Source organism: Salinimicrobium aquimaris, from assembly GCF_035607535.1.
Classification (GTDB): Bacteria; Bacteroidota; Bacteroidia; order Flavobacteriales; family Flavobacteriaceae; genus Salinimicrobium.
The window spans coordinates 286,873-300,271 of the sequence record NZ_JAYDZX010000003.1 but is presented as its reverse complement, the minus strand read 5'-3'; the positions used below and the strand labels follow the sequence as shown (position 1 = coordinate 300,271).

The 13,399-nt window shown below is 42.0% G+C and carries 10 protein-coding genes; 4 read left to right on the top strand and 6 right to left on the bottom strand.

The genetic code is table 11. From position 1 onward, the window contains the following. Nucleotides 1-47: 47 nt before the first annotated feature. Both VR862_RS07505 and VR862_RS07500 read left to right on the top strand, forming a co-directional pair. A complete protein-coding gene (locus VR862_RS07505) occupies nt 48-3,635 on the top strand; it encodes a metallophosphatase (protein ID WP_324720336.1) in 3,588 nt (1,195 codons plus the stop codon). A 209-nt stretch (nt 3,636-3,844) separates the two neighbouring features. Continuing rightward, nucleotides 3,845-4,621, top strand: a complete 777-nt coding sequence (locus tag VR862_RS07500) for an SDR family oxidoreductase (protein ID WP_324720335.1) — start codon at nt 3,845-3,847, stop codon at nt 4,619-4,621. Nucleotides 4,622-4,880: 259 nt separating this feature from the next. On the opposite strand, the gene VR862_RS07495 is transcribed toward VR862_RS07500, so the two are convergent. The 4 genes from VR862_RS07495 to VR862_RS07480 form a co-directional block, all read right to left on the bottom strand. Further along, on the bottom strand, nt 4,881-5,357 hold the full coding sequence (locus tag VR862_RS07495; RefSeq protein ID WP_324720334.1) for a DsrE/DsrF/DrsH-like family protein: 477 nt from the start codon (nt 5,355-5,357) through the stop codon (nt 4,881-4,883). A 16-nt stretch (nt 5,358-5,373) separates the two neighbouring features. Next, on the bottom strand, nt 5,374-5,682 hold the full coding sequence (locus VR862_RS07490; protein WP_324720333.1) for a TusE/DsrC/DsvC family sulfur relay protein: 309 nt from the start codon (nt 5,680-5,682) through the stop codon (nt 5,374-5,376). 25 nt (nt 5,683-5,707) lie between these two features. Continuing rightward, nucleotides 5,708-6,937, bottom strand: coding sequence for a type III sulfide quinone reductase, selenoprotein subtype (gene sqr / locus VR862_RS07485; RefSeq protein WP_324720332.1), 1,230 nt, complete (start codon nt 6,935-6,937; stop codon nt 5,708-5,710). A gap of 159 nt (nt 6,938-7,096) precedes the next feature. After that, the gene (locus VR862_RS07480; RefSeq protein ID WP_324720331.1) at nt 7,097-7,666 is read right to left on the bottom strand and encodes a lipid-binding SYLF domain-containing protein; all 570 of its coding nucleotides are present in this window, start codon (nt 7,664-7,666) and stop codon (nt 7,097-7,099) included. 436 nt (nt 7,667-8,102) lie between these two features. On the opposite strand from VR862_RS07480, the gene VR862_RS07475 reads away from it, so the two are divergent. Beyond that, nucleotides 8,103-10,127, top strand: a complete 2,025-nt coding sequence (locus VR862_RS07475; protein WP_324720330.1) for a retaining alpha-galactosidase — start codon at nt 8,103-8,105, stop codon at nt 10,125-10,127. Between the two features lie 72 nt (nt 10,128-10,199). Here VR862_RS07475 and VR862_RS07470 read toward each other — a convergent pair whose 3' ends face one another. Beyond that, nucleotides 10,200-11,189 carry a glycoside hydrolase family 5 protein gene (locus tag VR862_RS07470; protein ID WP_324720329.1) on the bottom strand — a complete coding sequence of 330 codons (990 nt, stop codon included), beginning with the start codon at nt 11,187-11,189 and terminating at the stop codon, nt 10,200-10,202. A gap of 12 nt (nt 11,190-11,201) precedes the next feature. Then, nucleotides 11,202-12,074, bottom strand: a complete 873-nt coding sequence (locus VR862_RS07465) for an AraC family transcriptional regulator (RefSeq protein ID WP_324720328.1) — start codon at nt 12,072-12,074, stop codon at nt 11,202-11,204. 178 nt (nt 12,075-12,252) lie between these two features. Between VR862_RS07465 and VR862_RS07460 the strand changes: the two genes are divergently transcribed. Then, complete coding sequence (locus VR862_RS07460; protein WP_324720327.1) at nt 12,253-13,398, top strand: glycoside hydrolase family 26 protein; 1,146 nt, start codon at nt 12,253-12,255, stop codon at nt 13,396-13,398. Nucleotide 13,399: the final 1 nt, after the last annotated feature.

Sequence of the window (13,399 nt, the reverse complement as noted above, 5' to 3'; positions counted from 1 at the left end):
CGACACAGGCTAAAATTATAAACCGGAACTCCTCTATGATCCAAAAAATGTTATCCCAGGGCCGTTTTTTAAGGCCTCTTCTTCTAAATATTATTGTTTTACTATTTTCCATTTCTTCAGTAAACGCACAGCAGCAAAAAAGCGATACCGCGGTTGTAAGCCGCTCCTTTTATATCTTATCTAATACAGGACCCGGTGCCGAAAAATCGACCTCCATGCTTCTGGAAGAAATAGTTCAGGCTTCAAAAGAGGAATCTCCGGCTACTCTTTTATTGCCGGGCAATATCACTTTAGAAAAAGGATATCCTGAAGGACAAGAGCAAAGACAGGAAGCAAAAAGGTTTCTTCAGGAGCGATTATTGAAGCCCCTGCAGAATTTCAATGGGAATATCATTTATGTTCCGGGGGAAAACGAATGGAATAGATCGGCTCCTCAAAGCATTGATGATATGGAAAGTTTTCTTCAGGATAACAGCAACGGGAAATTCCTTCCAGATGATGGATGTCCAGTAGAAGATATTGAAATAAACGATGAAATTGCTCTAATAACACTTGATTCCCAGTGGTACCTGGAAGACTGGGACCAGAGCAGCGAATTTAATGTCGATTGTGATATTAGAACAAAAGAGAGGTTCTTCATCGAAGTTAAGGATGCTCTAAAAGATAATTTTGGGAAGGTAAAGATCGTTGCCGTTCATCACCCGGTGTTAAGTTCTACAAGTACCGGCATTCTCAATAAAATTTTTCCTTTTTCCCGACAGAACTTTGAAAATCCTTTGTACCGGGAATTTCGTAAGACTCTGGAAACCCTCGCAAGTCAGTTTGATGATGTCATTTTTGTTTCAGGAAATCACGCTAACCTTCAGTATTTAAGCAACGGAAGAAATCCGCAGATCATAAGTGCTACTGCTGCCAAAACAGAGCCGGCTACTGCCACAGAGGAAGATCATTTTGCTTCGGAAGAACCGGGATATGCCAAACTTACTATATTCAAAAATGGCCATTCCAGAGTAGAATTTTTCACTTTAAATACATCAGCTGAGCAGCCGGTCTTTAAGAAAGAAATTCCGAGGGAAAGAACCATTAAGGTAGATCTAAAGGAAGAAACCTGGAAAGAATTAGGAGAAACTTTTTCAGCATCTATTTATAAGAAGGAAGAGACCGATAAAAGTGCTCTTCACAGATTTTTTTGGGGGGATCATTACCGTGACGTCTACAGTAAAAAAATAGAAGTACCTGTGCTTCTGCTCGACACGCTTCATAGCGGACTTTCTCCAATAAAAGAAGGTGGCGGCCAGCAATCCAGATCCCTTCGATTTATAAATGAAAACGACCACGAATTTACTTTAAGGGCACTAAGAAAAAGTCCTATGAACTACATTCAGGCCGATTTGCTTCCCACATCCTACCTGGGGGATAGGCTCAACAACACTTTTCCCGAACGTCTTGTGCTCGATTATTTTACCACTTCACATCCTTACGCAAAATTTGCCCTTGATAACTTTGCCGAAGCTCTTGATCTTCCCCACATAAAACCAGAAATATATTATGTTCCCAGACAACCTGCCCTGGAGATTCACAATGATGAATATGGGGATGAACTCTATGAACTACAGGCACATGCGGGAAGCGAAAACAAATCTTTTGCTCAATTTGAGAAGCCCGATGACATTCTTAGCACTTTTGACCTGTTGGAAGAGCTTAGAGAGGAACCTGATGCAAGTGTTGATGAAGCCGAATATCTTAAAGCCCGGCTCTTTGATATGCTCATAGGGGATTGGGACCGTCACCAGGATAACTGGCGTTGGGCGGCTTATGAGACAGATGAAGGCATGCACTATCTCCCCATTCCGAGAGATAGGGATCAATCATTTTCAAAATATGACGGTCCGCTCATTAGCGCCCTAAAACTTGCTGTCCCTTTGCTTCGGAAGATGCAAACCTATGATGAAGAAATTGATAACATTAAATGGTTCAACTGGTCTGGTTACCCCCTGGATTTGCAAATTCTTTATAAAACAGACTGGGAGCAGTGGCAGGAGCAGGTAAAGTTAATTCAGCGAGAAATTACTGATGAGGAAATCGCAGCTGCCTTCGCAGAATTACCTGAAGCGGCACAAGATCTAACCATTGAAGAGATCAAGAAAAAATTAAAGGCCAGGCGTGGCAACCTAATGAAGATCGCCCGCGACTACTATGAGCGAATGCTGGAATTTACTGTGATCACAGGGACAGATGAAGATGAAGATTTCAGGATAAGCCGAAAAGAAAATGGCCTTACAGAGATCGTACAGTTCTCTGAAGGAAAAGAGATCTTTCGACATACCTATAAGTCCGAAGAGACAGGAGAGATATGGATCTATGGAATGGACGGGGAAGACAGCTTCACAGTAAGCGGTAAGGGCGAGGATCCCATAAGACTAAGGATCCTGGGAGGTCCCGGAGAGGATGTTTATGATTTTGAGAATAAGAAAAAGGTAAAGTTGTATGATTACAGAAGTTCAGAAAATGAGATTGTGCAGCCCGGTTCCCGCAGATTGCTCGTAGATTCCTACGAGATCAACAATTTTCATTACAAGAAATTCAAGTACAGCACCTTTAAGGCCCTCCCTTACGTAAATTTTGAAACCGATGCAGGATTTACCTTGGGTGCCGAGGCTGTCTGGACGAAATATGGCCTGGTGAACAATCCTTTCCAGGCGCAACATGAACTATTGGCAAATTATTACTTTGCCACAAATGGCTATTCGGTAAGTTACCGCGGCGAATTCGCTCATTTATTCTACAACTGGAATTTAGGCATCAACGCCCGATACACCAGTCCTAATTACACTCTGAACTACTTCGGAAAGGGAACCGAAACCACTTACGACCCTTCCGACATTAATAGAGACTACAACCGGGTGAGGATCCAAAAAGGTTATTTTTCACCCTCTTTGATTTGGCGCAATAACGCCGGAAGTGTATTTGACATTGGTGCCTCCTTAGAATCATACCAGGTTAAATACGAACCAGACACTTATCTCGGCGAAATATTCGCACCCGAAAATGACATTTTTGACCAGCAATTGTATGCAGGGGCCGAGGCCAATTACAGGTTCTACAGTAAAAACAGAAGCGCCTTTCCCAGTTTGGGGTCCGATATAAGAGTTACTACCGGCTATAAAAAGAGCATTGACGATGCAAAAAACGAATTTGCTTATCTGGAACCTTCAGTTTCTTTTAATTATCCACTTATTTCAAGTGGCTACGCGGTTTTTGCCACAAAGATAGGTGGAGAAGTCATTTTTGGTGATGATTATGAAATCTATCACGCTGCAGCCATTGGTGGAAACCGCAGCCTTCGCGGGTATCGAAACCACCGGTTCAATGGGAAGCAGGCATTCTATCACAGTACAGATCTTCGAACTGCTCTGGGCTTATGGGAAAACAGATTTCTACCGTTTGTTTATGGTGTCACCGCAGGCTTTGACTATGGAAGGGTATGGGTGCCGGGAGAAGATTCACAACGATGGCACAATAACTATGGAGGTTCCATTTGGATAAGTGCGGGACTTGCAGTAACCGGAAATATTGGCCTTTACCATGGAAGTGACGGCAACCGTCTAAGTGTAATGCTTAACTTCAAATACTGAGTTAGTTCGGAGTTGGGTGCTACCTATCCTGAATGGCGGATTGGACAAAAGCCAATCCACCAATATTCTCTTTTACCTCTGCCCCTGTTATGCCGAACATCTTCAAATTCTATTCATTGTGCAATGAACAACTAGCTGGAAACTTAATTACCATACCATTAACAGACTGAGCTCCAAATTCTTACTAGTTTAAGTTCAAAAATAAAGACATGGGAAAACTGGAGGGAAAAGTTGCACTTATTACGGGTTCAGATTCGGGTATTGGACAGGCTTCGGCTATTGCATTCGCACAGGAGGGCGCCAGGGTGGTTATTACCTATCATTCCGACGAAGAGGGAGCGGAAGAAACGCTCAAAAAAGTAGAAAATTCCGGCAGTAAAGGGATGGTGCTGCAAGTAGATATTTCCGATGAGAAGGAAGTTGAAACTATGTTCAATAGTAGCCTGCAGGAATTTGGCAGGCTGGATATTCTGATGAATAACGCCGCAATTAACGGCCAGGGCTTTAAAGTGGCCGAAATGCCCACAGAAAACTGGGACAAAGCCATTAAGACCAATCTTTATGGCACATTTTTCTGCACCCGAAGATTCATTAAAGAACTGCGCAAGGCGAAGCAAAAAGGAAAGATCATCAATGTGAGCTCGGTACACGAGGAGATTCCGGCGCCGGGTACAGCAGAATATTGTGCATCCAAAGGTGCGGTTCGCAATTTCACACGGGTTTTGGCCCTTGAACTGGCCGAAGAAGGGATCAATGTCAATAATATTGCTCCGGGCATGATCCTAACTCCAATGAACCAGGAAGCTCTTGACGACAAGGAAACACGTAAGGAACAGGTGCAGCACATCCCCATGAAACGCGCCGGAAAACCGGAAGAGATAGCCAAAGTAGCAGTATTTCTAGCCTCTTCAGATTCAGATTATGTCACCGGCTCCACCTATGTAATGGACGGTGGATTAATGCAGCAGGTAGGACAGGGCGCATGATCAACTGGCCAGATTATAACACCCAGTGCCAAAGCCGGATATACTTCGGAAATTAAACGGAGGAGAAAATTTATCACGAGGAGCAGTTAAAAAGGTCATTTTTGAGGAGCTTTAAAAAAACCGGCTGATTTCTCAGCCGGCTTTGACCACCCCGTTAATCATGAAAACAGTAACTGGAAAATCATTCTGCCAACACGAGGTGAGGTCAGACATGTTTGAGTTACATGTTCTTTTACTGCTTTTTATTATTTCCGTTTATTTAGATGAATAACATTTGAACGCCTTCCTTATCGGCTCTGTTATAGAAATCCCCAATGGTAAGGATTCCATCGAGATCCTCAATAAGATCGGTTTCTTTTAAGTGGAACATGTCATAGGCAAGTTTACAGGCCCAGAGTTTTACTCCCGAAGCAGATAAAATCTCCAGAAATTCATCAACCGGAGGCATGTCGAGCTTATCCATTTCCTTCTTCATCATTTTTGTAGCTATAGCTTCCATCCCGGGTAGTCCACCTACCATAGTAGGTATGTGCATGGCAGGATTGCCAACAGTTGCCACGTGCAACTTGTTCATTTTCTTCTTCTGGATAGCTTCCAGTCCAAAAAAGGTGAAGAATATTTCAGATTCGATTCCTTCCATTCTGGCACCATTTGCCATAATAAAAGCCGCATATACATTCTCAATAGTAGCTTTAGAAAGGATAAAGAGCATCTTTTTTACTTTAGTCTGGCTCATTTCAGTAGTTTTAAAGTTAGATACAGCTTTTAGGTTTTGGTACACCGGCAATTTTGGTAGAGATCTTCAAAGGTCCGCCGGGGAATAATGAGTAGAACTCTTTAATGTCTAAGACACCGCTTTTCTTAATTCCTCTTATTGATAATGCCTTTTCGGCTTTTACCTGTTCCTGAAGCCATTCGATAACTTCCCAATGTCTTGGGGTCATTTGAATTCCTTCGGCTTCGGCAATTTGTTCCCCTACCTCTTTGTTCCACTGTGAAAAATCAAGTAGATATCCTTCTTCGTTTACTTTTACGTTTGATCCTACAATTAAAGTTTCCATGATATATAGTTTTTGATTTATGGTTTTATAGTTTTTTGCCCCTGGTACTCATATTCCTACTGACCAGCGGAATAGGCCTTCCTTTTAGTAGTACATTCCAGTAGATCCACCGGAATGCTAATTTTCCCCAGTGGTTGAAGACACTTTCCTTTAATAGTTTTAACGGGCCAATTCCAGCAACAGGAAACGTTCCTTCCACAGGTTCCTGTTTGTAGTTAAAATCAATAAGTAAAGCCTTGTTCCTGCCTGTCTCAATAAAGCAGTTGGCATGTCCGTCAAATTCCGGTTTTAAAGCTTTTCCTTCGATGTGTAATAAGATGTTATCTGTGAGGGTTTCAGCTTCAAAATGTGCTACAGAACCTGCCTTGGAAGCCGGTACGTTGGTAGCGTCACCAATTACAAAAACATCGGCATACTCTTTAGACTGAAGAGTGTGAGGATCTGTAGGCACAAAGTTGAGATCATCTCCCATCCCCGATCTTTCAATAACCTCATCCCCCATATTTGTTGGTATAGTAACTAACAGATCGAAAGGAATTTCTCTACCGCCATAGTCTATGATCTTACTGGCTTCATTATCCACCCTTTCTATGGCAAAATCAATTTCAATGTGAATGTTCTTCTCCTGTAGTAGATAGCCTAGAGCTTTTGAGCTTTTCTCCTTGGTGAAGGCGCCGGAAAGAGGTGTCACATAGGTTAGCTTTACCTTATCCCGCATACCTTTCTTTTCAAAATAAGAGTCCGCCAAAAAAGCGAATTCCAATGGTGCGACAGGACATTTAATAGGCATTTCTGTTAGGTGTACAACCATATTTCCTCCCTCCCATTCCCTTAGCTTATTGCGAAGGGCAACTGCTCCTTCATAAGTATAGAAGTCAAAGACAGATTTTTGCCAGTTCTTTCCTTTCATCCCCTCCACCTCTTCGGGGGCGATCCTGGAACCGGTAGCAATAATGAGAACGTCATAGTTCAAGGTCTCATCCTCTAGCTTTACCTTTTTATCTTCGGGCAAGATCTGTTCTATTTTTTTCTGAAGGTAGTTGACGCCCCTGGGGATGAACTTCTTTCCATTCTTTTTGACCTGATCTTCAGTATAAATATCAAAGGGCAAAAACAGGAATCCCGGTTGATAGTAGTGGGTCTTATATTGGTCAACTATGGAAATGTTCCAATCATTTTTTTTGAGTTTAGGTCGTAGATGATTTGCCATCATCGTACCGGCGGTCCCGGCTCCCAGTATTACCAGATTTTTCATGATGTATGATTTAAATACTGGTGTAAATTTAAGACCATGAACTCTTTTTTTATGTAACTTCTGTTACATAGGGAGATGAAAGTACAACCCGTTAGATAGGGAAATAAAAAAACCGGATCTATACGATCCGGCTCCTAAAATGTCGATTTCCAAGTTCTATTATTGTGCGGGACGGTAATCAAATTCCTGACCGCCAACAGAGATACCTGCCATCGCGCCCGCTTTTGGCATAATTGCAACTCCGGCGCCATTTTCAAAAGTAATGGCCTTACCTTTACCTTTATCCCAAATTACGGCAGAAGCGCTACCTCCAAATTCGAAATTTCCTTCCTTGAATTTATCAAGGGCTTCCTGGGTTTGAAAAACTATAAGTTCTCTAAAGGCTTTCCCGCCAAACTGAAATCCAATATCTATTTGTCTTAGTTCGGCATAGCCCGCAACCTGACCATTTTCATACACAATCCCATTTCCGGCAGCCCCGCCAAGAATCCATGCTCCTTTACCAACATTTGGAAAAATTGCATATCCTGCGGCATTATTAAGCATACTTTCCAGTTCCGGGTTTGCCCGCATAAATGCCATTTTAGCATCCATTGCATCAGATTTTATCACTTCCCGCTTTTCCATATCCATGATCTTTTCCTGATCCTGGGCATGTAATGTTGCTGAAGTAAAAAGTAACATCAAGACAAAAAGTCCGCTGTACAAGTTGTGAGTAATTCGTTTCATAACAGTTCTTTTTTATGGTTAAGTCTTAATTTACTAAACTAGCTCCCGAAAAAGTGTTAATCGCACGTTATTTCACGAAATGTTAAGGTTTTAGGCGGTAAAAATCGATCATTGGCAAATATGGAAAATAGAGAAAGGAAAAAATCAAGAGCGGGGTAGACCAATCGAATTTGAATTTTGCACCTGTAAGCCGTCGAGGGAACCGGACTAATATTTTATCTTTAGAACTTCGAAAAACCCTGGTAAGAGTAATTCATGATAAAACGCAAAAGCAAACAATTGCCTGGAAGGCATTGCAAACTTTATATGCGACCCGGAGGATGCAGATTGGAAAGGCTTGTTCATTAGAGGGAATGAAAGGGGACTATTTTTGGTGTTAGGTCTATTCAATATTAGAGATATGCTATATTTTTGGAACTGCTTTAGAAGTTGTTTAATGAAAAAGTCGGAATCTTCCCTCCCTTCAAGTTCCCCTGGAACACAGTTACTGAAGCATCTACCTTTGATCCTAATTTTCTCGGGAAATGGCTTTTTGTTTGCTCAGTCCACCAGTACATTTTCACAACTTTCTCCTGATTCTCAAATAGAAATAAAAGTTAACATTCAAGACCAGATTACCTGGTCGGTTACAAATCATTCTCAGCAGGTCATTTCTTCCTCACCTATCGCTCTTCACCTTGAAAAGGAGGTTCTCGGGGTAAATTCGCAGTTGGTGGATTCAAATAAGAAGGAAGTAAACACAACAATAGATGCTATCAATTACAAAAAAGACGTTATTAAAGACAGGTATAACGAATTAACCTTAGAATTTCGCGACAACTTCGGGTTGATATTCAGGGTCTATAATTCGGGAGTGGCTTACCGCTTTACCACAAACAAGAAAGAAGACATTACTGTTGTTTCTGAAGATGTAAACTTCAATTTTAGTGCAGATCATATGGTTTACTTTCCCTACGCTAATGATCCCGCGAATGATGTTTACCAGATCTCCTTTGAAAATCTCTACGAGTACGTTCCGCTTTCTCAGATGGTAAAAGATACTCTTGCCTTTGCCCCTGTTTTAGTTGAACTGGAAAAAGGTATGAAGGCAGCAATTACAGAGGCCGACCTGGAGAGTTATCCCGGAATGTTTATAAAAGCAGGTACAAAGAAATATTCTTTAAAAGGAGAGTTTGCAGGCTACCCTCTTGAAGAAGAAAAGGGAGGGCATAATGGCCTGCAATCTTTTGTGACGAAAAGGGCAGATTACATAGCCAAAACTCGTGGCACCAGAAAATTTCCATGGCGCGTAATCATTATTAGTGACGAAGACAAAGAACTGCTCAACAACGACATGATATATAAGTTGGCCGCTGCGTCACGTATAGAGCATACCTCCTGGATCGAACCCGGAAAAGTTGCGTGGGACTGGTGGAACGACTGGAATATTTCGGGAGTGGATTTTCGTGCCGGCATCAATACCGAAACTTATAAATATTACACAGATTTCGCTGCCGAATACAACATAGAGAACATCCTTTTAGATGAAGGCTGGGCGCCAAAGGGAGAAATTTTAAACACCATTCCGGAAATTCATCTTGAAGAAATCATTAAATATGCTGAATCTAAAGATGTAGGCGTATGGCTATGGTCGGGATATCTTCCCCTTGCCCAAAACATGGATGAGGCACTCGCCACCTATTCCCGAATGGGCGTAAAAGGTCTCAAGGTAGATTTCATGAACAGGGATGACCAAAAAATGGTGGACTTCTACTACGAACTTTCCCGAAAAGCTGCAGAACATAAGCTGATGCTGGATTTTCACGGCTCCTACAAACCCACCGGACTACAGCGAACCTATCCGAATGTGGTAAATTTTGAAGGCGTGCGCGGGCTGGAGAATGTCAAATGGTCCAATACAGATTTTCCTCTTTACGACACCAGAGTACCTTTTATAAGAATGCTTGCAGGTCCTATGGATTATACTCCCGGGGCCATGAAAAATGCAAACAGACATAACTTCAGGGCCGTCCATTCTGCGCCTATGAGTCAGGGGACGAGGGTGCATCAGCTGGCATTGTATGTACTTTATGAAGCTCCTTTCAATATGCTTGCCGACAACCCTACAAACTACAAGAAAGAACCTGAAAGTACAGAGTTCATAGCGTCTGTGCCTACCACCTTTGATGAAACCGTGGCATTAGACGGTAAAGTGGGAGAGTATGCAGCCATAGCACGAAGAAAAGGAGAGACCTGGTATGTTGGTGCGATTACCAATTGGGATGCGCGGAATCTCGAGCTTGGCCTTTCTTTCTTACCGGCGGGGAAATATGAAGCTGTAGTTTTTAAAGACGGAATTAATGCCGACAGAGAAGCAACAGACTATGTACGGGAAGTCATAGATCTTTCTTCCGGGGAGGAGATTGAAATATACATGGCTCCCGGAGGTGGTTGGGCTGCAAAAATTTATCCTGTAAAGTGAAAATAACAAGAATTTTCTACCGTTTTGACTAGAAAAACCGAATGCAGGACCTTTGTGAGAAGCAGTATTTTGCTATTGCCGCAAATGTGACCAAATCAATCTTCCCGAAGTTGACATGTTATCTTTTTCACTTATTGCTGCCGGCGTGGTGCCGGGAATAAAAGCCGCTGAAGATTCATCTTTATCGGCTACAGACCAATTTGCCCATGAGAGCTTGTGGCGCTTCATAAAATCCATCCATTCTGCGGTTTCCTGTTCATAAACAGGTCCGTCTCCATTGGCATCTGTGGTACCAAACTCGGTGACAAAAAGAGGTAGACCTTTTGCTATGGCACTTTCAGCTATGTTCCTTAATTCCTGCCGGTGGGTGCCTGCATAAAAGTGAAGTGTGTAGGCCAGGTTGTTTCCTTCAACGGGATCCTCTGCAGCAAGATCTACTCGCTGCGACCAGGTAGGAGTTCCTAAAACAATGATATTATCGGGGTCATGTTTACGTATTGAAGCTATTATCTGCTCATGATAAGGTTTGAGCACCTTTGACCAGGATACCTCAAGAGGTTCGTTATAGGTTTCATAAATAAGGTTTGGGTAATGTCCATATTCCTCTGCAATTTCAGAAAAGAACTGTTTTGCCTGCGGCAGGTGATCTTCTGCATGATGATCATGCCAGTCTACAATGACATAGATACCCAGATCAATGGCAGCCTCTATGACTTCTTTTACCTTCTTCTTTTCTCTCTCCGGATGTTCAAGATATCCATTGTGCTCAATTGCCATTGCGGCACGAACGACCTGAATATTCCATCCCTCTACCAGATTTTCCACGGTTTCCCGGTTGTAGAATTGGGGTTGCCACTGACTCCAGAAAAGAGACATTCCTTTTAACTGAACCTTTTTTCCTGAAGAATTGACCAGGCTGCCATTCTCTATCGCCAATTGTCCATGAAGAGCCACAGGGGTAATTTCTTGAGTTGTTTGGCCTGAAGATTCCGGGGTGGAGGAATAGCTAAAATTTGTGAGGATTGCTAAGGCTAAAAGGCTGATGATTTTGAGGGATTTCATAAAATTATATTATTAAAGGACACGCTTTATTCCGCTAAACTGCTCCCGGTACCGGGAAGGAGTGCAGTTTTTGCTCTTTTTGAACACCCTGTTAAAATTGGCAATATTATTAAAGCCGCATTTAAAAGCAATTTCTGCAATACTCAGATCTTTTTCTATCAGCCAACGGGAAGCATAACCTATCCTGGTGTCATTGACATATTCAATGAGGGTCTTTCCGGTTCTTTTCTTGATGAACCTGTTAAAAGATACCGGACTCATATTTACCAGCCCCGAGATCTCATTCAATGAGATCTTGTTCTGGTAATTTTCCTGTACGTATTCATAGATCGTTTTGATCTTGTCACTGTTCTCAAAGTCCTTATTGTTGGACGTGTAAGTAGAAAGCAGGCGCTGATTTCTTGAGGTGGCAAGATCCTGAAGTATTGAGATAAGCTCCAGAAAATAATCAATGCTATCAATTTTGGAAAGCCGCAGGATCTTTGGCTCCACTTCTTTGGCTATTTTTTCGGAAAAAAGAATACCATGAGCAGAGCGTTCAAACATATCCTTTATCGGCTTCATGATCCTTCGACTCAATAATTTCTCATCAAAAAGGTCATTGTGAAACTGAATTGTGATCTCACGGATATTTTTATTCCTGCAGTTGTGTAGTTCCCATCCATGCTGCAGGTTAGGCCCCACCAGTACCAGCTCAATATCTTCAATATCTTCCAAACTGTCCCCTACTACTCTCCTTACCCCCTGTCCATTAAGGATAAAGTTGAGTTCGTACTCCGGGTGAAAATGTATAGGAAAGTCAAAATCATCTTTAATTCTGTCAAAAACCAGAAAACTGTCTTCCGGGGAGAGGGGGGTAATTTCCCGATGTACTTCAGCAGTCATTTTGTAGGTGGAAAAATCTTATTAATAAATGACAAAATCCTATTATTGAAATTCCGACATGCCAGCTAAATTTGAATGTCGTAATTTATCTGATCAGAAAATCCGAATCTGAAAAATGATTCCACAGCTAAAGATAAGCTAATTTTTTCCGATCTAAAATATCTTGTCAAACAGAAGCATGAAAACTACACCCAGCATAATACATTTTGTACAGAAGCTTTTAATTTTCACGGTTGCAATTCAATTGATAGGCTGTAAATCAACTTCAGGTATAGATTTTAACAATATCAAGGTCTCAGATGCAGAGGCAACAAATTCTACCAAATTGTTGTACCACAACATTCAGAAAATATCAAAAGAAGGAATTGCTTTTGGTCATCAGGACGCGACCGCCTACGGTATCGGCTGGAAACATGAGGAAAAACCAAATAGGTTGCGAAGTGATATAAAATTTGTAGCCGGTGAGCTTCCCGCAGTCCATGGCTATGACATTGGGCATATTGAACTTGGAAAATCCCACAATCTGGATACTGTTTCTTTTGATCTCATGAGGGATCATATTCAAAAATTATATGACAAGGGAGCTATTATTACTATGAGCTGGCATTTGGATAATCCTGTTTCTAACGGCAGCTCCTGGGATCAAACTCCGGCGGTTCCCGCAATTCTTGAAGGCGGAGCTGAACGCGAAAAATATGAGCTTTGGGTTCAAAGGTTATCCTCCTTCTTAAACTCTCTAAAAGATAAAAAAGGAAGGGTTATTCCGGTGGTTTTTAGACCATACCACGAAATGAATGGCTCCTGGTTCTGGTGGGGCGGCAACAATGTTTCTCCCGAAGATTATAAGCAGCTTTGGAAAGAAACCCAGCAGTTGCTAAAGCAGAATAACGTGCATAGCCTGTTGTATGCCTATTCTCCCAATATTGTTGGTAGTGAAGAAGAGTTCCAAAAATATTATCCCGGGGACGAGTTTGTTGACATTCTCGGAGTAGACATCTACAACTACGGTGGCAATGAAGCTTTCAGCAAAAACATAAAAAGCAACCTGGAAATAGTGCGTAAAAAGGCAAATATGGCCGATAAACCTTTTGCTCTTACTGAAACCGGAAACACCAATTTCGGGGAAGATCCAAACTGGTGGACAAAAACTTTTTATCCAGGATTAAAGGATTCGGGAGCTGCATGGGTGCTACTGTGGAGAAATGCCCGACCTTCCCATTATTTTGCTACCTATCCCGGGGAAATATCTGAAGAAGATTTTAAAGAATTTGCAAAGCTGGAGGAGATCCTCTTCCTCGATGAAGTGGAAGATATCACCAATTAAG